Source organism: Streptomyces sp. 2A115, assembly GCF_052245575.1.
Lineage (GTDB): Bacteria > Actinomycetota > Actinomycetes > Streptomycetales > Streptomycetaceae > Streptomyces.
In genome coordinates this window covers 1-20042 of the sequence record NZ_JBQQCG010000075.1, presented here as the reverse complement: position 1 = coordinate 20042, position 20042 = coordinate 1, and the positions used below count along the sequence as shown (strand labels likewise).

The following is a 20042-nucleotide window of genomic DNA, read 5'->3' as shown; positions in this document are numbered from 1 at the left end:
TTAGAAGTACCCCTCGCGCTTGCGGTCTTCCATCGCGGCCTCGGACATCTTGTCGTCGGCGCGGGTGGCGCCCCGCTCGGTGAGCCGGGAGGCGGCGATCTCGGTGATGACGGCGTCCAGCGTGGTGGCGTCCGAGTCCACCGCGCCCGTGCAGGACATGTCGCCCACGGTCCGGTAGCGGACGAGGCGGGTCTCGACGCTCTCGCCGTCCTTCGGGCCGCCCCACTCGCCGGCGGTCAGCCACATGCCGGCCCGCTGGAAGACGTCCCGCTCGTGCGCGAAGTAGATCTGCGGGAGCTCGATCTTCTCGCGGGCGATGTACTGCCACACGTCGAGCTCGGTCCAGTTGGAGAGCGGGAAGACGCGGACGTGCTCGCCGGGCGCGTGGCGGCCGTTGTAGAGGTTCCACAGCTCGGGCCGCTGGCGGCGCGGGTCCCACTGCGAGAACTCGTCGCGCAGGGAGAACACCCGCTCCTTGGCCCGCGCCTTCTCCTCGTCCCGGCGTCCGCCGCCGAAGACGGCGTCGAAGCGCTCCGACTGGATCTTCTCCGTCAGGGGCACGGTCTGCAGCGGGTTGCGGGTGCCGTCGGGACGTTCCCGCAACACACCGCGGTCGATGTAGTCCTGTACGGAGGCCACATGGAGCCGCAGCCCATGTTCGGCCACCACACGGTCCCGGTACTCGAGGACTTCCGGAAAGTTGTGTCCCGTGTCCACATGCAGCAGCGAGAACGGCACCGACGCCGGCGCGAACGCCTTCAGCGCCAGATGCAGCATGACGATCGAGTCCTTGCCGCCGGAGAAGAGGATCACCGGCCGCTCGAACTCACCCGCCACCTCACGGAAGATGTGCACCGCCTCGGACTCCAGAGCGTCCAGGTGGGACAGCGCGTACGGGCTGTCGGTGCCCTCGTCGTGGACGGTCGCGACGGTCGTCATGCGAGACCCCTTTCGGTGAGCAGCGCATGGAGCGCGGCCGCGGACTCCTGCACGGTCTGGGTGTGCGACTCGATGCGCAGGTCGGGCGACTCGGGATCCTCGTACGGGTCGTCGACCCCCGTGAGCCCGGAGATCTCGCCCGCCGCCTGCTTGGCGTACAGCCCCTTCACATCCCGCTCGGAGCACACCTCGACCGGCGTCGCCACATGCACCTCGATGTACGCCGCCCCGCTCGCCTGGTGGCGCTTGCGCACCGCCTCACGGCTGTCGGCGTAGGGCGCGATCACCGGCACCAGCGTCTTGACGCCGTTGCGGGCGAGCATGTCGGCGAGGAAGCCGATGCGCTGCACGTTCGTGTGCCGGTCCTCACGGCTGAAGCCGAGGCCCGCCGTCAGGAACGTACGGATCTCGTCGCCGTCGAGCACCTCGACGCGGTGGCCCTCGTCGCGCAGCCGGTCGGCCAGCTCGTACGCGATGGTGGTCTTGCCGGCGCTCGGCAGACCCGTGAGCCAGATGGTGGCTCCGGTCACTTGGTTCTCCTGGTTCGTCGAAAGCGCTGCCATGGTCAGCCGTGCAGCCCGCACTCGGTCTTCGCGTTGCCCGCCCAGCGGCCGGCGCGCGCGTCCTCGCCCTCGAGCACCCGGCGGGTGCAGGGGGCGCAGCCCACCGAGGGGTAACCGTCCATGAGCAGCGGGTTGGTGAGAACGCCGTGCTCGGCGACGTACGCGTCCACGTCGTCCTGCGTCCAGCGGGCTATCGGAGAGATCTTGACCTTGCGGCGCTTCTCGTCCCAGCCGACGACCGGGGTGTTCGCCCGGGTCGGTGACTCGTCGCGGCGCAGGCCCGTGGCCCAGGCGGTGTACTGGGTGAGCCCCTCTTCCAGGGGCTTGACCTTCCGCAGCGCGCAGCACAGGTCGGGGTTGCGGTCGTGCAGCTTCGGCCCGTACTCGGCGTCCTGCTCGGCCACGGTCTGGCGGGGGGTGAGCGTGATGACGTTGACGTCCATCACCGCCTCCACCGCGTCCCTCGTGCCGATCGTTTCCGGAAAGTGGTATCCGGTGTCGAGGAACACGACGTGAACGCCGGGCATCGCGCGGGAAGCGAGGTGGGCGACCACCGCGTCCTCCATGGAGGAGGTCACGCAGAACTTCTTGCCGAAGGTGTCGGCGGCCCACTGGAGGATCTCCAGCGCGGACGCGTCTTCCAGGTCGCGGCCCGCCTGCTCGGCGAGCGCCTTCAGCTCCGCGTCCGGATCGGTCGGAGTGTCGGTGTCGGTATCGGCCTGAACGATCGTCATATCTCGTCCCCTCCGCTGTCACGGCTCTGAAGGCCCCGGGAAAGCAACCCGAGGAACTTCAACTGGAAGGCTCGATTGCACGCTCCGCATTCCCACGCGCCGTGGCCCTGCTCGCTGGGACGCAGATCCTCGTCGCCGCAGTACGGGCAGTAGAAGGGTGCGGCTCGCTCGCTCACCGGTCCCGCCTCCCGTCCGTCTGCATGCGGCCCATGAGGGCGCCGATCACAGCGCCCGCGCCGGCGCACAGCAGTGCGCTCATGGCAGCGACCACGAGGGGACTCACGACAGCGACTCCTCGCTGGCACGGGCCGCCCAGGTGGCGAACCGCTCGCCCTCCTCGCGCTCCTCCTGGAATCGCTTGAGCACGCGCTCGACGTAGTCCGGCAGCTCCTCCGAAGTGACCTTCAGGCCACGGACCTTGCGGCCGAAACCGGCCTCCAGACCGAGCGCGCCGCCGAGGTGCACCTGGAAGCCCTCGACCTGGTTGCCCTCGTCGTCCAGGACCAGCTGGCCCTTGAGCCCGATGTCCGCGACCTGGATACGGGCGCAGGCGTTCGGGCAGCCGTTGATGTTGATGGTGATCGGCTCGTCGAACTCGGGGATGCGGCGCTCGAGTTCGTCGATCAGGGAAGCGCCGCGCGCCTTGGTCTCGACGATGGCGAGCTTGCAGTACTCGATGCCGGTGCAGGCCATCGTGCCGCGCCGGAACGGTGAGGGCTTGACGGTGAGGCCGAGCGCCTCCAGGCCCTCGCTGAGCGACTCGACCTGGTCCTGCTCCACATCGAGCACGATCATCTTCTGCTCGACGGTGGTACGCAGCCGGCCGGAGCCGTGCGCCTCCGCCAGCTCGGCGATCTTGGTGAGCGTCGTGCCGTCCACGCGGCCCACGCGCGGGGCGAAGCCGACGTAGTAGCGGCCGTCCTGCTGCCGGTGCACACCGACGTGGTCGCGCCAGCGGGCGACCGGCTGGTCCGGCGCCGGGCCGTCGACCAGCTTCCGCTCGAGGTACTCGTCCTCCAGGACCTGGCGGAACTTCTCGACGCCCCAGTCGGCGACCAGGAACTTGAGGCGGGCACGCGTACGAAGGCGCCGGTAGCCGTAGTCACGGAAGATCGAGATGACGCCCGTGTAGACGTCCGGGACCTCGTCGAGCGGGACCCAGGCGCCGAGCCGCTGGCCGATCTTCGGGTTGGTGGACAGGCCGCCGCCGACCCAGAGGTCGAAGCCGGGGCCGTGGTCCGGGTGGTTCACACCGACGAACGCGATGTCGTTGATCTCGTGCGCGACGTCGAGCAGCGGCGAGCCGGAGACCGCGGACTTGAACTTGCGGGGCAGGTTCGAGAAGTCCTTGTTGCCGATGATCCGGCGGTGGATCTCGTCGATGGCGGGGGTGCCGTCGATGATCTCGTCCTCGGCGATCCCGGCGACCGGCGAGCCGAGGATGACGCGGGGCGTGTCACCGCAGGCCTCGGTCGTGGACAGCCCGACGGCTTCGAGTCGCTCCCAGATCTCCGGGACGTCCTCGATGCGGATCCAGTGGTACTGGACGTTCTGCCGGTCGGTGAGGTCGGCGGTGCCGCGCGCGAACTCCTGCGAGATCTCGCCGATGACGCGCAGCTGGTCGGTGGTCAGCCGACCGCCGTCGATGCGCACGCGCAGCATGAAGTACTCGTCGTCCAGCTCTTCCGGCTCCAGGATCGCGGTCTTGCCGCCGTCGATCCCGGGCTTGCGCTGGGTGTAGAGGCCCCACCAGCGCATACGCCCGCGGAGGTCGTTCGGGTCGATCGAGTCGAAGCCCCGCTTGGAGTAGATCGTCTCAATGCGTGTCCGCACATTGAGACCGTCGTCGTCCTTCTTGAACTGCTCGTTGCCGTTGAGCGGGGTGAAGTGACCCACGGCCCACTGACCCTCGCCGCGGTGACGGCTCACCTTGCGGCGCGGCGCGGCGGCAGCGGGATTCTGTGGCGTGGCGGCCATGGTTTCTACGTCCTTCGGGACAGGCGGGCAGCGGCTCTGACCTGCGCGTACGGCACGCATGCGGGCATACGTGCGCGTCTTTGCGCAAGGCGAGACAAAAGGGGAATGTCGGCGGTGCTGGGGGCGACTCAGCGGGCCGGACAGATGGCGCTGGACATGCGGCCGAGGTCGACGTGCCGTCGACTCACCAAGGCAATTCCAGTTCCAGACATGACGGAAGCGTGTCACGGCGATCTGGACACAGTCCAGCTTCGTCCAAGATGTGGACACCCTTGTCCCGGGATGTGAGACAAGGGTGTTGTGGGTCACACGGTCCGGTTCCGGCCGTGTCTCTCCAGGTCAGTTGCCCTACGCCCCTGGCCAGGGACCACGCGCCGACTGGTCCGGCTCTTCCTCGACCTTGGTGTCGAAGAGCTTGAAGCCGCGACGCAGATAGTTGTCCATCGCATGCTCCCCGTCCTTGCTGCACGTATGCAACCAGACCCGCTTCGTCTCCGCCCGCCCCGGCCAGCGGTCCGCCAGGTCCCAGGCCCGCGCCACCCCGTACGAGAGGAGGTGCCCGCCGATCCGCCGGCCGCGGAAGGCCGGGATCAGCCCGAAGTAGACGATCTCCACGACTCCGTCGTCCTGCGGTTCCAGCTGTACGTACCCGGCGGGCGTCCCGCGGTCGTACGCGACCCAGGTCTCGACGCCGGGCCGGTTCAGGTCTTCCTGCCACTGGGCGTACGTCCAGCCGAGCCGGTCCGTCCAGCGGATGTCGCCGCCGACCGACGCGTACAGGAAGCGGCTGAACTCGGGGGAGGGCACCTCGGCGCGGACGATCCGGACGTCACCGTCGGGGGCGGCGGCGGGCAGTTGGTCGGCCGGAGACGTCTGTTCCAGGGACCAAGTGGTGACAGCGATGCTCATGCGGCTCAGCGAACCACGAAGGCGGGCCCCGCTTCAAAGCGGAGGCCTGCCTTCAGAGGCGCACCGCCGGCGCACTGTTGACGCCCCGAGTCAGGTGAGTCGGATCACTCCACCGACCTGTCGACCGCCGACAGCGGCACCGCGTACAGCACCCGCTCCGGGATCGCGGTCGGCTTCCACTCGTTGTCCTTGTTCGCCGCCCACTCGGTCAGCGTCCACAGCTCGCCGGTCTCCTGCCAGTACGACAGGGACTCGGTGTGCTGCCCCCAACAGGCGTACGTCTCGCCCGGCCCGCACTTCGCGGCCTTCGCGGCGCTCTCGTTCTGCCGCCAGAGCGTGCCGTGTCTGTCGCGGGAGCCGGGCGCGTAGCCGGTGTACCAGTTGGCCTCGCTCGCGCCGCTCGGCTTGTGCGAGAGCACGCCCTGCAGCCCGACGGCCTTGGTCTCGTACGCCTCGTCGGCGTTGACGATGTCACTGGAGTTGCTGCCGAGCAGGCCCGTACGGTCGCTCGCGGTGCTGTAGTAGTAGCGCCAGACGCGGGCCGGCTCGGTGCCCCCGGAGCTGAACCACTCGTTCGCGACCAGGCTGTCCGGCGTCGACGTACGGTCCAGGGAGACCGACGCGAAACAGGGGACCTTGTCGTTCGTGGTCGCGTCGCACTTGCCGCCCGTGAGGTTGTACGAGCCGATGGCCGGCATCACGTACTGGTAGCCACGCGCCGACCAGCCGTCGCCCACCTTGCCGACCTCGGTGCTGTTGACGTCGGCCTGGAGGATGCGGTTCATGTCGAAGACGAACAGGGCGTTGTCGTGGGCGGCCCCGTTCTTCGCGGTGACGATCAGCTTGTCCTGGTACCAGACCATGCCGCCGAGATGGGAGCGGACCGCTCCGAAGTCCTTGCCGCCGTCGAGGGGGGCGACCAGCAGAACCCAGCGGTACTTGAGGTTGTTCGGGTCGTTCGCGTCGATGAAGGCGACCCGGGCGAGGCCCTTGTCGTCCGTCGGCTCGCCCTCCTTGTGGTCGTTGTGCGTCCAGCCGGCCAGGATGACCCGGTCGTTGCCCCATTTGCCGTCGTTGTCGGCGTCCCCGGAGGTGGTGACGGACTGCGGCAGCCACTTCTGGGTCGTCGCGTCGCCGCTGTCCCAGCAGTACGCGCGCGTGGCGACCGGTTCGACGGGCAGTGCGGCCGACTCGGTGGCGTTGCAGGCCGCCTTGTTGCGCATCGGGTGGTTGGCGCTCTTGAGGACCGCGTCGACGCCGACGTTCCCGCCCATGCCGCTCTGCAGCGTGTCGAGTGTCGTCTCGCTGACCAGGTTCTCGTGCAGTTGGAGCCGGCCGGTCTGGGACGACGAGGTGAGCGGCGTCAGCGGACCCGGATTGTCGCTGCCCGCGGCCTGCGAGGTGCTGATGATGGTCGCGGCGGCGGTGAGGGCGAGGGCGGTCCCGGACAGCGTGGCCCGCAGGACACGCCCCTTCTTCCGGCGGCGGTGTCTGCCTCGTTGCGTCATAGGTCCTCCCGCGTCGGCGGCCAACTGCCTCCGGCGGTCCAGCGGTTGGGGCCGGGGCGGATGTGGGGGGCCGTGGGATGGATGGTACGTCAGAGCGGGCGAGCCTGGTCGAATACGCCGTAATAGGTGTGGATTCCGTAAGGCCGCGGAGCGATCCGCGGATCGCTCCGCGGGACATGCGGTGGAGAAGCTGCGGGTTCTTGGGGGCTGGTCGCGCAGTTCCCCGCGCCCCTTAGCAGGGGGCTGCGCCCCTGCCAAGGGGCGCGCTTTCCCATGCTCTGAGTATCGCCGGAGCTGTCGAGTGGGGGAGCAGGTCGAGTGGGTCGGTCGGCAGAGTGACCTGGACCTCCGCGTCCTCGCGGAACCGGTAAGGCCGGTGTTCCAGAACGGGCCCCAGATAGCGTCGTACACGCGACATCTCGGCGCGTACGGTCACCCTGCGGGCCGGGTCGCCGAACATGTCGTCGGCCAGTCCGGAGGCGCTGCGGCCGGTGCGGTGCAGGGCCAGGAGGTAGAGCAACTCGGCGTGGCGCGGGCTCAGTTCGTGGGTCCAGGTGCCCGCTCCGCCGGTCACGCTCACCGACCAGCGGCGCGGTTGCCCCAGGTCCAGCACGATCCGGGTGGCGTCGCGCGGCGCGGGCTCGTCCGAGACCCGTACCAGCCAGCCGCCCGGCAGTGGCTCCACCGAGCACGGGCCGAGTGCGGGCAGCCAGATCCGGTCTGCGCCGACCGTCCTTGGCAGCGCGAGCCGGTCCAGGTGCGGCATGCCGGTGACCGCGGCGGTCCAGCCGTCCTTGTCCACGGCGATCGCGCGGCCGTCGACGCGGGCGAGGAGCGGCGCGGCCACCGAACGCAGCCGGTCCAGCGCGGTCAGATGCCGCTCCCGCAGCCGGGCCTCGGCGAGCTTGGCCACCGAGTCGACCCACGCGAGGGTCGCCGGGTGCATGGTCTCCCAGGGCCCGCTGATGTCCACGACACCGATGAGACGTCCGTCACGTGGGTCGGTGATCGGGGCGCCCGTACAGGTCCAGGTGGCATGGGTGCGTACGAAGTGCTCGGCGGCGAACACCTGGACGGGGCGGCGGGCGACCGCTGGGGTGCCGATGCCGTTGGTGCCGACGACGTTCTCGCCCCAGTCCGCGCCGATCTCGAAGCCGAAACCGTCGGCCTTGCGCAGCACCGACCGGCTGCCCTCGCGCCACAGCACCCGGCCCTCCCCGTCGGCCACGACCATGATGTGGTGTGCGACGTCCGCGACCGTCAACAGCCCCTCGCGCAGCACCGGAAGCACATGCCGCAGCGGGGAGTCGCGCCGCCGCCGCTCGATCTCGTCGCGGCCGAGCGGCCCGACGCGGAAGTCGTGGTCAGGGTCGACGCCGCTGCGCAGCATGCGTCCCCAGGACTCCCCGATGACCGGCCGCGGATCGAGCCGGGCGCGCCGGCCGGCCAGTGTGGCGTCGCGCACCTCGTCGAGTACTCGTGCGGCCTGTGCTGTGTCCTGGGCGGCGAGTCGCGTCAGGTCCATCGGCGGGTGTGTCACTGGGTCCTCCCGGAAGGCCTGAGCGGACCACAGGTTCCCCAGCCCTTCCGGCCATGGGTCCCAAGGCCCGTACTGACTGCACGTCTCATGGTGCCGTCTCAGCGTCGAGGAGGGGCGGCGGTCCGCACACCAAGAGGAGAATTCACGCAGGACGCGTGGAGCTTGCAACCCCCTGCAACCCTGGTGAACTCTCTTTGCGTGTACAAACCTTGACGCAACGCCGCTCTGCGCGGCGTGCGTGCTCCGCACAACGGGGCCGGCAAACGGGGGTGGTGCCGTGTCGGCGCAGCACCACCCCCGTACCGTACGCCCGTCGGCCGACCAGGGGCGCTAGGCGACGGGCCGGGCCCGTTCCACCACCGCGCCCAGGTCCAGGCTGTGCGGCAGGGTTCCGAACGCCGCTCCCCAGTCCCCGCCGAGGCGTGACGCGCAGAACGCGTCGGCGACCTCCGGCGGCGCGTACCGGACCAGCAGCGAGCCCTGGAGCACCAGCGCGATCCGCTCGACCACACGCCGGGCACGCCCCTCGATGCCTTCCAGGTCGGCGAGTTCGGTGAGCAGGTTCTTGATCGCGCCGTCCAGGCGGTGATCGGCGCCGCGGGCCCGGCCGACCTCCTGGAGGTACGCGTTCAGCGCCTGCGGCTCCCGCTGGAGTGCCCGCAGCACGTCGAGGGCCTGGACGTTGCCCGCGCCCTCCCAGATGGAGTTGAGCGGCGACTCGCGCAGCAGCCGCGGCATGCCGGACTCCTCCACGTACCCGTTGCCGCCCAGGCACTCCGACGCCTCCACCGCGACCGGCGTACACCGCTTGGTCACCCAGTACTTGGCGGCCGGCACCGCGAGCCGCAGGAACGCCCGCTCCTGCTCGCTCCCGTCGTCGTACGCGGCGGCAAGGCGCAGCGCGAGCGTCGTCGCGGCCTCCGACTCCAGGGCCAGGTCCGCCAGTACGTTCCTCATCAGCGGCTTGTCGATCAGCTTGCCGCCGAACGCCTCGCGGTACGCGCAGTGGTGCACGGCCTGCGCGACGGCCTGCCGCATCAGCGACGCCGAGCCGAGCACGCAGTCGAGGCGGGTCGCCGCGACCATCTCGATGATGGTGCGCACCCCGCGCCCCTCGTCCCCGACCCGGCGCGCCCAGGTCCCGTCGAACTCGACCTCGCTCGACGCGTTCGACCGGTTGCCGAGCTTGTCCTTGAGCCGCTGGATACGGAATACGTTGCGCGTGCCGTCCTCCAGAACGCGGGGGAGGAGAAAGCAGGTGAGCCCGCCCGGGGCCTGCGCCAGTACCAGGAACCCGTCCGCCATCGGCGCCGAACAGAACCACTTGTGGCCCGTCAGCTCGTACGTCCCGCCCTCGGCGAGCGGTCGTGCGGACGTCGTGTTGGCGCGTACGTCACTGCCGCCCTGCTTCTCCGTCATGCCCATCCCGAAGAGCGCGCCGGCCTTCTGGGAGGCGGGCCGCAGCCCCTGGTCGTAGACGGTGGACGTGAGCCTCGGCTCCCACTCGGCGGCCAGCTCAGGGTCGGTCCGCAGGGCCGGCACAGCCGCGTGCGTCATCGACAGCGGACAGCCGTTGCCCGCCTCGACCTGCGTCCAGATCACGAACCCGGCCGCGCGCCGCACATGCCCGCCGGGCCGCGCCCACGCCGCCGTCAGACCCGCGGATACGCCCTTGCCGAGCAGCCGGTGCCAGGACGGATGGAAGTCGACCTCGTCGACGCGGTTGCCGTAGCGGTCGTGTGTGCGCAGCTTGGGCGGGTATTCGTTGGCGAGTACGCCCCACTCCTGGACCTGCGTCGCGCCGGCGGTACGCCCGAAAGCCGACAACTCGGTGTGCGCCTCGTCGAGGAGTTGTGGATCAAGGTGCCGGTCGACCGCCTCCACGAGGGCCCGGTCGGCGTTGAAAACGTCATATCCGACCAGCGGCGGAGCCTGATTGGTCACGGTGTGGGTGGTGGCTGCCATACGGATACGGTAAGGATGTGCACCAGGCAAAAGAAACACCTGAACGGCCTTCCCCGGGCCGTCTTCACCGCGCTCGCGCGCTGTACCGGAACGTGTCGAAGCGCAGGACCGCCTGGCTGCTGATCAAGGATGCCGTCAACTCGTGCATCGAGTACCGGATCCTGGGACTGGCGGCGGAGGCGGCGTTCTTCACGCTGCTGTCCGTGCCGCCGCTGCTGCTGAGCATGCTCGGCCTGCTGGGTTATGTCGACGACTGGACCGGCGCCGACACCATCGCCAGCGTGGAGACCAACATCCTGGAAGCGTCCCGCACGATCCTCACCGACAAGGGCGTCACACAGATCGCCCAGCCCGTCCTCCACGACGTCATGGAGGGCGGCCGCCCCGACGTCATCTCCCTCGGCTTCCTCTTCGCCCTGTGGTCGGGCTCGCGCGCGGTGAACGTCTTCATCGACACCATCACCGTGATGTACGGCCTCGACGGGGTGCGCGGCATCGTCAAGACCCGCCTGGTGGCCTTCGCGCTGTTCCTCGCGGCGCTGCTGATCGGCTCCGTCGCGCTGCCGCTGATGGTCGCGGGCCCGGACGCCGTGGTGGACATCGTGCCGTGGTCCGCGACCCTGGTGCAGGTGCTGTACTGGCCCGTCGTCATCGTGCTGTCCATCGCCTTCCTGACCACGCTGTACCACGTGTCAGTGCCGGTGCGTTCGCCATGGGTCGAGGACGTGCCCGGCGCTCTGGTGGCGCTCGGCATGTGGGTGCTCGGCAGCTTCCTGTTGCGTATCTACCTGACCAACACGGTCGAGGGCCCCACCATCTACGGCTCCCTCGCCGCGCCCGTCGCCGTGCTGCTGTGGATCGGCGTCTCCGCGTTCGCGGTTCTGGCGGGCGCCGCCGTCAACGCCGCCATCGACCGTGTCTGGCCGGCCGCCGCCACCGCCGCCGCCCGCGCCGTCAACGAGCGGCTGCGCGAGGAGCAGGCCGCCGACCTCGTGGCCCGCGCGGCGGCGGCCCGGTCCGCCGGCGTCGACCCCGACGACGACCCGGACATGCCCTCCGAGTTCCCGGAGCGCTGGTCCCGCTTCCTGCCCCCGGAGGACGTGACCTCGCGGCTGCGGACGCACGTCAAGAGCGGCAACAAGAACGGCGACGAGCCGCCCCGCCCGGACTAGGACAGGACTAGGGCCTGTCCGGGTCTCCGGCCGGGGCATGTCCGGCGTCCTGGTCTGCGAGGACTGCCGCCCCGGGTTCCCCCTAGAGCTTCCACACGCCTGCCGCCGCGTGCTCCCGGGCGAAGTCCGCGAAGTCGCGCGGGGCGCGGCCCAGGACCTGCTGGACGACATCGGTGGTACGCGCGTTGTGGCCGTCGAGCAGCCCCTCGAAGACCTCCTCCATGAACGCGATCTCCTCGGCCGGCAGCCCGAACTCGGCCAGCATGGCGCCGTACTCCTTCGTCGCCACCGGCACGTACCGGATCTCCCGGCCGGTCGCCGCGGAGATCTCCGCCATCGCCTCGCGGAACGACAGCAGCCGCGCCCCGGTGATCTCCAGTGTGCGTCCCGCGTACGAGGAGTCCGTGAGCGCCTTCACGACGACGTCCGCGATGTCGCGCGTGTCGATGAACGGCTCCTGGCCCTCGCCCCCCGGGAAGACGAACTCGCCGCCGCGTACGCCGTCGTACAGCAGGCCCTCGCTGAAGTTCTGGAAGAACCAGCCGGCCCGCACGACCGTCCACGCGGCACCCGACTCGCGCAGCGCCCGCTCGGTCGGCTCAGCCTGCCGCTCGCCGAGCGCCGACAGCAGCACCAGGCGGCGCACGCCGAGCTCCTGGGCCCGTCGCGCGAAGGCGGCGATGTCCTCGTCCGCGCCCGGCGCGCCGATGTCCGGCGTGTACGCCAGATACGCCGCGTCGGCGCCGCGCAGCGCCTCGTCCCACGTCGAGGAGTCGTGCCACTCGAAGCGCACCTCACCACCGCGTGAACCAGCCCGTACGCGGAACCCGGCGGCCTTCGCCGCTTCCGCCACCTGGCGCCCCGTCTTGCCCGAGGCTCCCGTCACCAACACCGTCTCGTTCCGCGTGTTTTCCGTCATGAGCCCAGTCAACGGCCGCGCACGGCAAGGGAACATCGCTGAACCTCTCGTTCCCATAAGAGCGCGTCTACTCTGAATTTCATGGACGCACTCGCAGGCCTGCTGGAGGGTCCACGCGCGCGTGGCGCCTTCATGATCCGTGCGTGTTTCGAGCCGCCGTGGTCCATCCGCATCGAGGACCGGGCTCCGCTCACCGTCATGCTCATGGTCCGCGGCGAGGCCTGGATCATGCCCGACACCGGGGGGCCGGTCCTGCTGCGGGCCGGCGACCTCGCCATCGCGCGCGGCCCAGACCCGTACACCTGCGCCGACGACCCGGCGACCGCGCCGTTCGCGGTGATCCTGCCGGGCCAGGTGTGCACGTACCCGGACGGGCGCTCCATGAAGGGCACCATGGACCTGGGTGTCCGCACGTGGGGCGCGCGGCTCGACGGCTCCATGGTGATGCTGATCGGGACGTACCCGATGCGGGGCGAGGTCAGCGGGCGGCTGCTCGACGCCCTGCCGCCGCTGGTGACCATGACCTCCGACGGGTGGCCGTCCCCGCTGACGCCGCTGCTCACCGAGGAGATCGTGCGGGACGAGCCGGGCCAGGAGGTCGTCCTCGACCGGCTGCTCGACCTGCTGGTGATCGCCGCGCTGAGGGCGTGGTTCGCCCGCCCGGGGGCCGAGGCGCCCGCCTGGTACCGGGCTCTCGCGGACCCCGTCGTGGGCCGGGTGCTGCGGCTCCTCCAGGACGATCCGGCCCACCCCTGGACGGTCGCCTCCCTCGCCGCGAAGGCCGGTGTCTCGCGGGCCGCGCTCGCCCGCCGATTCAGCGAGCTCGTGGGCGAGCCCCCGATGACGTACCTGACCGGCTGGCGTCTGGCCCTCGCCGCGGACCGGCTGCGCGACACCGAGGACACCCTCGAGGCGATCGCCCGGCACGTCGGCTACGGCAGCTCGTTCGCGCTCTCCACCGCCTTCAAGCGGGTGTACGGGGTCAGTCCGCACGAGCACAGGACGGGGGTGGCGTAGCGTTTTGTCTGTGCGGGATTTGGCTGTGCAGGGGTCGTACGTGGCCGTGGCGCCGACGCCGTACAGGGAGTGGGCGTCCCGGCTCACGGGTGCGGTGGTCTGGACCCGCACCGCCGCGTCGGGGGACGCGGCTCCGGTGCTGCCCGACGGGTGCATGGACCTGTTGTGGACGCAAGGGCAGCTCTTCGTCGCGGGCCCCGATACGCGGGCGTATCGGGCCGCCGCGCCGGCGGGCACCCGGTACGCGGGCGTCCGCTTCTTTCCCGGCACCGCACCCGCGTATCTCGGCGTACCGGCCCACGAACTGCGCGATCAACGCGTGGACCTCGCGGATCTGTGGCCGACGGGCGCCGTCCGGCGGCTGACGGAGCGGGTCGACTCGGCGGACGATCCCGCCGCGGCGCTCGAAGCGATCGCCCTCGGCCGGGCGGCGGGTGCCGAGCCGCCCGACGCGCGGCTTCGGGAGGTCGTGGCGGCCCTGTCCGCCGGCCGCTCCGTCGCGGTGACCGCGGACGCGCTGGGGTGGAGTGAGCGGCAGCTGCACCGCCGTGCTCTGGCCGCGTTCGGGTACGGGCCCAAGACCCTGGCCCGGATTCTGCGGCTCCAACAGGCGTTGGAGCTGGCCCGGCACGGGGTGCCTCCGGCGGTTGCGGCGGCCCGGGCGGGGTATGCCGATCAGGCTCATCTCGCCCGGGAGGTACGGGACTTGGCGGGTGAGACGTTGGGTGAGTTGTTGCGCCGTTGAGTTTGTGGGTTGTGGGCGAGGTGTGGGTTGTGGGGGCTGGTCGCGCAGTTCCCCGCGCCCCTTGAGGAGCGTCCCCACGGCCCCCGGGCCCTTTAGGGGGTGCTGCTCAGCCGGGCGAACAGGTCCACTCCGTTGCCGTCCGGGTCCTGGACGACTGCGTAGCGCATTCCCCATTCGGCGTTCCAGGGCTTGAGTTCTCCCTGGTATCCGGATGCCACAAGGTCCTCGTACGTCGCGTCGACGTCCGCCGGTGAGTCGCAGAGGAAGGCCAGGCCGACGCGGCCGCCACCCGTCGGCGGGCGCCAATCGGCGTAGAACGAGCGGATGGTCTCCTCCGTGTCGAGCGCGAAACGCAGCCCGCCGGGCAGTTCGGCCTCGACGTGCGGCTGCTTCTCGGAGCCCTCGGGGAAGTCGAGGCCGAGGCGGCGGTAGAAGGCGAGCGAGGCGGCCATGTCGGAGACGACGAGGCCGATGAGGTCGAATCGTGGAGTCATGGGTCCACCGTAGGGAGGGCCCGGGCGCGGGGTCTTGAAGGAATCGGACGTCGGCGCCCCCGACCATTCGGACCCTCTGACCGCTGCACGCCTTGCGCGGTCTTGCACCCGGCGGTTACATGGCCAGAAAGGCCCGTATGCGGGCAAAAGCGGGCGGATCTATTCCGTGTCCGCCACGGGGAGAGGGACGGAATGGCCCACGAGACCACCGCACTGCACGACTACCCCAAGAGCCCGGTCACCCTGGAAGCGGTGTACGACCCCGGACCGTCGCGCTGGCTGTGGCTGGTCAAATGGCTGCTGGCGATCCCGCACTACGTCGTTCTCGCCTTCCTCTGGACGGCCTTCCTGGTCGTCACCGTGATCGCCTTCTTCGCGATCCTGATCACCGGCGGCTATCCGCGTGCCCTGTTCGGCTTCAACGTCGGGGTCATGCGCTGGAGTTGGCGGGTGGCGTACTACTCGTACGGGTCGCTCGGCACGGACCGGTATCCGCCCTTCACGCTGGCGGACGTGCCCGACTACCCGGCTCATCTGGAGGTCGCCCGCGCCGAACAGTTCTCCCGCGGCCTCGTCCTCGTCAAATGGTGGCTCCTCGTGCTGCCGCAGCTTCTCGTGACCGCCGCTTTCGTGGGAGGCGGCAGCTTCGCGGGCGGACTCGTGGGCCTGCTGACCTTCTACGCGGGCGTCGCGCTCCTGTTCACCGGCCGCTATCCGCGCGGCATGTACGACCTGAACGTGGGACTGCACCGCTGGGCGGTCCGCGTCACGGCGTACGGGGCCCTTCTGACGGACGTATATCCGCCGTACCGCCTCGACCAGGGGCCGAGCGAACCCTGAGCGAATGAGGGGTGAGGGGAACACCTGTGCGGCAGGATGAGCCCATGATCCGTGCCGCGCGCGTCCTGCCGCTTCTGTTACTGCCTCTGCTGCTCGTTTCCTGCGGCACGGAGAAGGCGGGGGCGGGGGCCGACTCCGGAGCCGGAGCCGGCTCGGGAGCCGGAGCCGACTCGGGGACGGGAGGAGCCGCGGTGGACCCCGCCGAACTCGCAGCCCGGGCCCAGGCGTTGGGCGTCGCACCGGAACTCGTCTACGTCACCGAGGTCCCCGGCTTCACCGTTGCCCAGCAGTCGGTCGGCGTGTACGGAGGCGACGGCTTCTCCGCCGCGTACTCGTCACAGGAGGCCCGCTCCCAGTTCCTACTCTTCGTGGACCGCGGCACGCTGACGGCGGAGAGTTGCCCGAAGGAGCAGGTGGGCGAGGCAGCGGGGGACGAGCGAAGCGAGATGGGGGTCCCCCCGGACGGAGTCTGGGGGAAGGTCACTTGTGAACGTGACGGGGATGCCTGGTACCGCAAGGGCCCCAACCAGCACGAGTACGCGATACCTCGCGACGGCCATGTGATCCGGCTCAACGGTGACGTGAACACCGTGCACCGCGCCGTCCTGCGCAAGGCAGCCGACTCGGTCCACCAGCCGAACACCACCGAACTGACCGCCCTCCTGCCGCCGGCTCCCGCGGGCGCCGCCACCGAGCCGGTCGAGCGAGGTGACCTGCCGCCGGTCGGCGACGGTGCGCCCGACAACGAGGTGGGCGCGACAGGTTGAGCCGAGGGCCGTCACCGCGTTGCCGCAAGGTCCGCGGATCCGAAATTTTCGGCCCCCTCACCTCGCTGGGGCTCGCCCCGCCCGGGAAATAGAGTCGGTTCCCATGGCAACGCAGCACATCGATTCCCGTGTCCTCGTCTACACCCGCACTACGGCTTACCGGCACGAGTCGATCCCGGCCGGCATCGCGGCCGTGCGCTCGCTAGGCGCCGCGCACGGCTTCACCGTCCACGCCACGGAGGATCCCGCCTCCTTCGAGGCTCCCCTCGATCCGTACGCGGCCGTCGTCTTCCTCTCCACCAGCGGGGACGTCCTGACACCCGCGGGCCGGGAGCACCTCGCCGCGTACGTCGAGGCGGGCGGCGGCTTCGTCGGGATACATGCTGCCGCGTGCACCGAGTACGACTGGCCGTACTACGGGGAACTGCTCGGCGCCCGGTTCGCCCGCCACCCCGACTACCAGCCGGGCAAGCTGGTCGTCGAGGACCATGACCATCCGGCGACCCGACATCTGCCTGTCGCCTGGGAGTTCACGGACGAGTGGTACGACTTCCAGGCGAACCCGAGAGCAGCGGTGCGGGTGCTTGCCTCCGCCGACGAGAGCTCGTACGACGGAGGTGGCATGGGGAACGACCACCCGCTCGTGTGGTGCCGCGAGCAGGGAGCCGGGCGGGTCTTCTACACCGCGCTCGGCCACGCCTCGGAGGCGTACGAGGACCCGGACTTCCGGCAACACCTGCTGGGCGGGATCAGCTGGGCGGCCGCCCTGTAGCGGGCGCCCCTTTTAGGGGCGCGGGGAACTGCGCGACCAGCCACAGACGGCCCGCGGACTCCTTACCACCTGAATCAGCACGGCGCGGTACTGGCCCGCACAACCAACCGCGTGGACAACTCGGTACGCGTCCCCTCAGGCTGCTCACCGGCCATCATCCGCACCAGCAAGCGCAGCGCCGTCGCGGCCATCTCCGAGAGAGGCTGGCGGACGGTCGTCAAGGCCGGCGTAGCCCAGTGGGCCTCGGGCAGGTCGTCGAACCCGACCACACTGACATCGTCCGGCACCGACAACCCCCGCTCGCCAAGGGCACGGTACGCACCGAGGGCCATGCGGTCCGAGCAGACGAAAACGGCTGTGGGCGGCTCCGGCAGATCAAGGAGCTCCAGCATCCTCCGGTGCGCGGCGGTCTCGTCGAAGCTGCCGTAGCGGAGGTACTCGGGGCGGTGGCGCAGGCCGGCCGCCGCGAGCGCCGAGCGGTAGCCCGAGACGCGCGCGCTGCTGCACATCTTGCGGCGGTAGCCGGCGATTACGGCTATCCGTTCGTGGCCCAGCGAGAGCAGGTGCTCGGTGGCGGTCACGCCGCCGTGCCAGTTGGCCGCGCCGACCGAGACCACACCGGGCGGCGGTTCGAGGACCGGGTCGATCAGGACGAACGGGATGCGGTGCTGCTCCAGCCAGGCGTACTGGGACGCGGTGATCTCGGCGAGGTTGAACAGCACCCCGGAGGAGCCCCGCGTGGACAGCTTGTCGAGCCAGCCGCGCTCCGGGCGGCCGCCCCGGGTCCGGGTCAGGCCCGCCGAGACCACCACCTCCAGGCCCGCGTCGTGCGCCGCCTCCTCGACTCCGTGCAGGATCGCGCCCGACCAGGAGCTCTCCAGCGAGTGCACGACGAGATCGACAAGGCCCGGCGACTTCACCGCGTCGAACCGGGGTCTGCGTACATAGCCCAGTTTGTCGAGCGCCTCCGTGACCCTGCGGCGGGTCTCCGGAGCCACGTCCTCGCGGCCGTTGACCACCTTCGAGGCCGTCGGCACGGAAACGCCCGCCTCACGGGCGACGACCGCGAGGGTCGGCCCGGCCACGCTCCCGGTACGCACCATGGAAGCCCACCTCTCCGGCCCCGTCCCGAGGGCCAGCGAAAGTTTCGGGTATAGAAAGCGCTTCCTACATTAAGGCCGTCGTAACACGCCGTGGAAGAGAGCGAACTCAGTGGAATTCAACTGAGTCGAAACTTTCGAAATGTCGAACAAGTGAGTCGGGGCGGCTTTGGGCTGGTTTGGGGGCACGGCGGATTTGGGCCTGTTCGGGCTGCGTGACACCTGGGTGGTGTGATGCTCTGGGGAGGCAGCCCGTCGCTGTGGTGAGGAGATGGTCGCATGCCCGATGGTCCCGTGGTCGCCACCCCTTACGGTGCCGTACGAGGCCGCTACGAGAACGGGATCGCCGTCTTCCGCGGCATCCCCTACGCCGCCCCGCCCTTCGGCCCCCACCGCTTCCGGCCACCCGTCCCGCCCGAGCCCTGGGACGGCGTGCGCGACGCGACTGCCTTCGGGCCGACGCCGCCCAAGCCGCCGTACTCCGAGGCCTTCGCGGAGCTGCTCTCCGACCCGGTCGTGCCGGGTGACGACATCCTCAACCTGAACGTGTGGACATCCGAGCCGGGTCGCGGCGCCCGCCTCCCGGTCATGGTGTGGATCCACGGCGGGGCGCTGACCCGGGGTTCGTCGGCGGTACCGGTGTACGACGGCCGGTCCTTCGCCCGCGACGGGGTGGTGTTCGTCTCCCTCAACTACCGCCTGGGCGTGGAGGGTTACGGACTCTTCCCGGACGCCCCCGCCAACCCGGGCCTGCGCGACCAGCTCGCCGCGCTGGAGTGGGTACGGGACGCGATCGCGGAGTTCGGCGGCGACCCGGACCAGGTCACCGTCTTCGGCGAGTCCGCCGGCGCGATCAGCGCAGGGGCGCTGCTGGCAAGTCCGCGCGCCCGGGGACTGTTCCGGCGGGCGGCGCTGCAGAGCGGGCCGCCCGAGGCGACGGAACGGGACAAGGTGCGGCGCCTCGTGCGCCGCATGGCCGCGCGGCTGAAGGTCCCGGCGACCGCCGAGGCGTTCGCCGCCGTGGACCGCGCCGCCCTGGCCGAGGCACAGGCCGAGGCCGGCCGCCTGTCCAGCCCGGTCCTCGGCGGCCCCGCCTTCGGCATCGTCGTCGACGGCGACCTCGTGCCGCGCGACCCGATGGAGGCGCTGCTCGAGGGCGACGCCGGCCGGGACGTCGACCTGCTCCTCGGCTGGACCAGCGAGGAGTACCGGCTGTGGCTCGCCCCCACCGGCCTCCTTGAACGCATCGACCGGCTCGGCCCGATCGCCCTGGCCGGCGCGATGGCCCGCTGCCGCTGCGGCCCGGAGGTCCCGCGCGGTTACCGGCTGGCCCGCCCCGACGTCGGCACCGCCGACCTGGTGGGCCAGATGGTCACCGACCACCTGCTGCGTGTACCGCTGCACCGCCTCGCGGACGCCCACGAAGCGCCCTCGTACGTGTACGAGTTCGCCTGGCCCTCGAACGTCCCCGGTCTCGGCGCCTGCCACGCCCTGGAACTCGGCTTCGTCTTCGACACCGCCGACGTGCCCGAGTCCGCCAAGCTCGCGGGGCCGGGCGCCCCGCAGGACCTCGCCGACGCGATGCACTCGGCGTGGGTGCGGTTCGCGGTCGAGGGCGACCCGGGGTGGCCGGCCTGGGACGACTCTCATCCGGTGCGGGTGTTCGGGGCGGGGGTTCCTCCGGAGGTCGTGCACGGCCCGCGGGACCGTGAACTCGCCCTGTGGGATGCCGAGTCCGGCTCCCCGGGAGCCATCGCCGCGTTGCCCCCTCCGCCGGGTTCGCCCGCACGCGGCAGGGCACTGCTGTCAGCCGTGCGTCGGGGCGTCCGCCGGTGACGCGGATTTCCCGAGCTCCGGGAGGGGGTGGCTTGGGTGGTGTGTTCGCTGCGGGTGAGTGGGGGCTTGTCGCGCAGTTCCCCGCGCCCCTAGAAGCGGTTGGCTCGGGTTGGTTCGTACAGTGCGGGCCGTCAGTGGCTGGTCGCGCAGTTCCCCGCGCCCCTAAAAGATTGGGGCCTCAGGTCGGTTCGTACGTGCCAGTCGTCGTCGGCTGAGCGCGCAGTTCCCCGCGCCCCTGAAGGGGC

At 70.6% G+C, this 20042-nt stretch carries 20 protein-coding genes; 7 read left to right on the top strand and 13 right to left on the bottom strand.

Features of this window, described 5'->3' with window-relative positions; translation table 11 throughout:
- The 10 genes from cysD to ACTWQR_RS42425 form a co-directional block, all read right to left on the bottom strand.
- Entirely contained in the window at positions 1-939 is a 939-nt protein-coding gene (gene cysD / locus ACTWQR_RS42470; RefSeq protein ID WP_443232626.1) for a sulfate adenylyltransferase subunit CysD, read from the bottom strand.
- Positions 936-1502 carry an adenylyl-sulfate kinase gene (gene cysC, locus ACTWQR_RS42465; protein WP_443232625.1) on the bottom strand — a complete coding sequence of 189 codons (567 nt, stop codon included), beginning with the start codon at positions 1500-1502 and terminating at the stop codon, positions 936-938. Before cysC ends, cysD begins: the two co-directional genes overlap by 4 nt.
- A 2-nt stretch (positions 1503-1504) precedes the next feature.
- Positions 1505-2236 (bottom strand): phosphoadenylyl-sulfate reductase, encoded by a 732-nt coding sequence (locus tag ACTWQR_RS42460; protein WP_443232624.1) that lies wholly within the window; start codon positions 2234-2236, stop codon positions 1505-1507.
- Positions 2233-2412 (bottom strand): hypothetical protein, encoded by a 180-nt coding sequence (locus tag ACTWQR_RS42455; protein ID WP_443232623.1) that lies wholly within the window; start codon positions 2410-2412, stop codon positions 2233-2235. The genes ACTWQR_RS42460 and ACTWQR_RS42455 overlap by 4 nt, the downstream gene beginning before the upstream one ends.
- 103 nt (positions 2413-2515) lie before the next feature.
- Positions 2516-4213, bottom strand: coding sequence for a nitrite/sulfite reductase (locus tag ACTWQR_RS42450; protein ID WP_443232622.1), 1698 nt, complete (start codon positions 4211-4213; stop codon positions 2516-2518).
- Between the two features lie 128 nt (positions 4214-4341).
- On the bottom strand, positions 4342-4425 hold the full coding sequence (locus ACTWQR_RS42445) for a putative leader peptide (RefSeq protein ID WP_310591794.1): 84 nt from the start codon (positions 4423-4425) through the stop codon (positions 4342-4344).
- 136 nt (positions 4426-4561) lie between these two features.
- Entirely contained in the window at positions 4562-5122 is a 561-nt protein-coding gene (locus ACTWQR_RS42440) for a GNAT family N-acetyltransferase (protein WP_443232621.1), read from the bottom strand.
- A 104-nt stretch (positions 5123-5226) separates the two neighbouring features.
- A complete protein-coding gene (locus tag ACTWQR_RS42435) occupies positions 5227-6630 on the bottom strand; it encodes a hypothetical protein (protein WP_443232620.1) in 1404 nt (467 codons plus the stop codon).
- Between the two features lie 232 nt (positions 6631-6862).
- Positions 6863-8155 carry a GAF domain-containing protein gene (locus ACTWQR_RS42430; protein WP_443232619.1) on the bottom strand — a complete coding sequence of 431 codons (1293 nt, stop codon included), beginning with the start codon at positions 8153-8155 and terminating at the stop codon, positions 6863-6865.
- Between the two features lie 345 nt (positions 8156-8500).
- Entirely contained in the window at positions 8501-10135 is a 1635-nt protein-coding gene (locus ACTWQR_RS42425) for an acyl-CoA dehydrogenase family protein (protein WP_443232618.1), read from the bottom strand.
- 17 nt (positions 10136-10152) lie between these two features.
- Between ACTWQR_RS42425 and ACTWQR_RS42420 the strand changes: the two genes are divergently transcribed.
- Positions 10153-11307 (top strand): YihY/virulence factor BrkB family protein, encoded by a 1155-nt coding sequence (locus ACTWQR_RS42420; RefSeq protein ID WP_443232617.1) that lies wholly within the window; start codon positions 10153-10155, stop codon positions 11305-11307.
- 82 nt (positions 11308-11389) lie between these two features.
- Here ACTWQR_RS42420 and ACTWQR_RS42415 read toward each other — a convergent pair whose 3' ends face one another.
- On the bottom strand, positions 11390-12226 hold the full coding sequence (locus ACTWQR_RS42415) for an NAD(P)H-binding protein (RefSeq protein WP_443232616.1): 837 nt from the start codon (positions 12224-12226) through the stop codon (positions 11390-11392).
- A gap of 81 nt (positions 12227-12307) precedes the next feature.
- Here ACTWQR_RS42415 and ACTWQR_RS42410 point away from each other — a divergent pair, with 81 nt between their 5' ends.
- Together ACTWQR_RS42410 and ACTWQR_RS42405 are read left to right on the top strand one after the other, a co-directional pair.
- The gene (locus ACTWQR_RS42410) at positions 12308-13243 is read left to right on the top strand and encodes an AraC family transcriptional regulator (RefSeq protein ID WP_443232615.1); all 936 of its coding nucleotides are present in this window, start codon (positions 12308-12310) and stop codon (positions 13241-13243) included.
- A gap of 10 nt (positions 13244-13253) precedes the next feature.
- Positions 13254-13988 (top strand): helix-turn-helix domain-containing protein, encoded by a 735-nt coding sequence (locus ACTWQR_RS42405; RefSeq protein ID WP_443232614.1) that lies wholly within the window; start codon positions 13254-13256, stop codon positions 13986-13988.
- A gap of 92 nt (positions 13989-14080) precedes the next feature.
- On the opposite strand, the gene ACTWQR_RS42400 is transcribed toward ACTWQR_RS42405, so the two are convergent.
- Positions 14081-14482 (bottom strand): VOC family protein, encoded by a 402-nt coding sequence (locus ACTWQR_RS42400; protein ID WP_443232613.1) that lies wholly within the window; start codon positions 14480-14482, stop codon positions 14081-14083.
- 192 nt (positions 14483-14674) lie between these two features.
- Here ACTWQR_RS42400 and ACTWQR_RS42395 point away from each other — a divergent pair, with 192 nt between their 5' ends.
- The 3 genes from ACTWQR_RS42395 (at position 14675) to ACTWQR_RS42385 (ending at position 16861) form a co-directional block, all read left to right on the top strand.
- The gene (locus ACTWQR_RS42395; RefSeq protein WP_443232612.1) at positions 14675-15322 is read left to right on the top strand and encodes a DUF4389 domain-containing protein; all 648 of its coding nucleotides are present in this window, start codon (positions 14675-14677) and stop codon (positions 15320-15322) included.
- A gap of 44 nt (positions 15323-15366) precedes the next feature.
- Entirely contained in the window at positions 15367-16089 is a 723-nt protein-coding gene (locus ACTWQR_RS42390) for a hypothetical protein (protein WP_443232611.1), read from the top strand.
- Between the two features lie 103 nt (positions 16090-16192).
- The gene (locus tag ACTWQR_RS42385; protein WP_443232610.1) at positions 16193-16861 is read left to right on the top strand and encodes a ThuA domain-containing protein; all 669 of its coding nucleotides are present in this window, start codon (positions 16193-16195) and stop codon (positions 16859-16861) included.
- Between the two features lie 74 nt (positions 16862-16935).
- Here ACTWQR_RS42385 and ACTWQR_RS42380 read toward each other — a convergent pair whose 3' ends face one another.
- Positions 16936-17964: a LacI family DNA-binding transcriptional regulator gene (locus tag ACTWQR_RS42380; protein WP_443232609.1), complete on the bottom strand. Its 1029-nt coding sequence runs from the start codon at positions 17962-17964 to the stop codon at positions 16936-16938.
- A gap of 276 nt (positions 17965-18240) precedes the next feature.
- Between ACTWQR_RS42380 and ACTWQR_RS42375 the strand changes: the two genes are divergently transcribed.
- Positions 18241-19797 (top strand): carboxylesterase/lipase family protein, encoded by a 1557-nt coding sequence (locus tag ACTWQR_RS42375; RefSeq protein WP_443232608.1) that lies wholly within the window; start codon positions 18241-18243, stop codon positions 19795-19797.
- The last annotated feature ends 245 nt before the right edge of the window (positions 19798-20042 follow it).

Coding starts and splice junctions, on each gene's coding strand:
- ACTWQR_RS42460 (WP_443232624.1), bottom strand. CDS start 2,236: ATGACGATCGTTCAGGCCGATACCGACACCGACACTCCGACCGATCCG.
- ACTWQR_RS42395 (WP_443232612.1), top strand. CDS start 14,675: ATGGCCCACGAGACCACCGCACTGCACGACTACCCCAAGAGCCCGGTC.
- ACTWQR_RS42435 (WP_443232620.1), bottom strand. CDS start 6,630: ATGACGCAACGAGGCAGACACCGCCGCCGGAAGAAGGGGCGTGTCCTG.
- cysC (WP_443232625.1), bottom strand. CDS start 1,502: ATGGCAGCGCTTTCGACGAACCAGGAGAACCAAGTGACCGGAGCCACC.
- ACTWQR_RS42415 (WP_443232616.1), bottom strand. CDS start 12,226: ATGACGGAAAACACGCGGAACGAGACGGTGTTGGTGACGGGAGCCTCG.
- ACTWQR_RS42390 (WP_443232611.1), top strand. CDS start 15,367: ATGATCCGTGCCGCGCGCGTCCTGCCGCTTCTGTTACTGCCTCTGCTG.
- cysD (WP_443232626.1), bottom strand. CDS start 939: ATGACGACCGTCGCGACCGTCCACGACGAGGGCACCGACAGCCCGTAC.
- ACTWQR_RS42440 (WP_443232621.1), bottom strand. CDS start 5,122: ATGAGCATCGCTGTCACCACTTGGTCCCTGGAACAGACGTCTCCGGCC.
- ACTWQR_RS42385 (WP_443232610.1), top strand. CDS start 16,193: ATGGCAACGCAGCACATCGATTCCCGTGTCCTCGTCTACACCCGCACT.
- ACTWQR_RS42400 (WP_443232613.1), bottom strand. CDS start 14,482: ATGACTCCACGATTCGACCTCATCGGCCTCGTCGTCTCCGACATGGCC.
- ACTWQR_RS42375 (WP_443232608.1), top strand. CDS start 18,241: ATGCCCGATGGTCCCGTGGTCGCCACCCCTTACGGTGCCGTACGAGGC.
- ACTWQR_RS42430 (WP_443232619.1), bottom strand. CDS start 8,155: ATGGACCTGACGCGACTCGCCGCCCAGGACACAGCACAGGCCGCACGA.
- ACTWQR_RS42445 (WP_310591794.1), bottom strand. CDS start 4,425: ATGTCTGGAACTGGAATTGCCTTGGTGAGTCGACGGCACGTCGACCTC.
- ACTWQR_RS42425 (WP_443232618.1), bottom strand. CDS start 10,135: ATGGCAGCCACCACCCACACCGTGACCAATCAGGCTCCGCCGCTGGTC.
- ACTWQR_RS42450 (WP_443232622.1), bottom strand. CDS start 4,213: ATGGCCGCCACGCCACAGAATCCCGCTGCCGCCGCGCCGCGCCGCAAG.
- ACTWQR_RS42380 (WP_443232609.1), bottom strand. CDS start 17,964: ATGGTGCGTACCGGGAGCGTGGCCGGGCCGACCCTCGCGGTCGTCGCC.
- ACTWQR_RS42410 (WP_443232615.1), top strand. CDS start 12,308: ATGGACGCACTCGCAGGCCTGCTGGAGGGTCCACGCGCGCGTGGCGCC.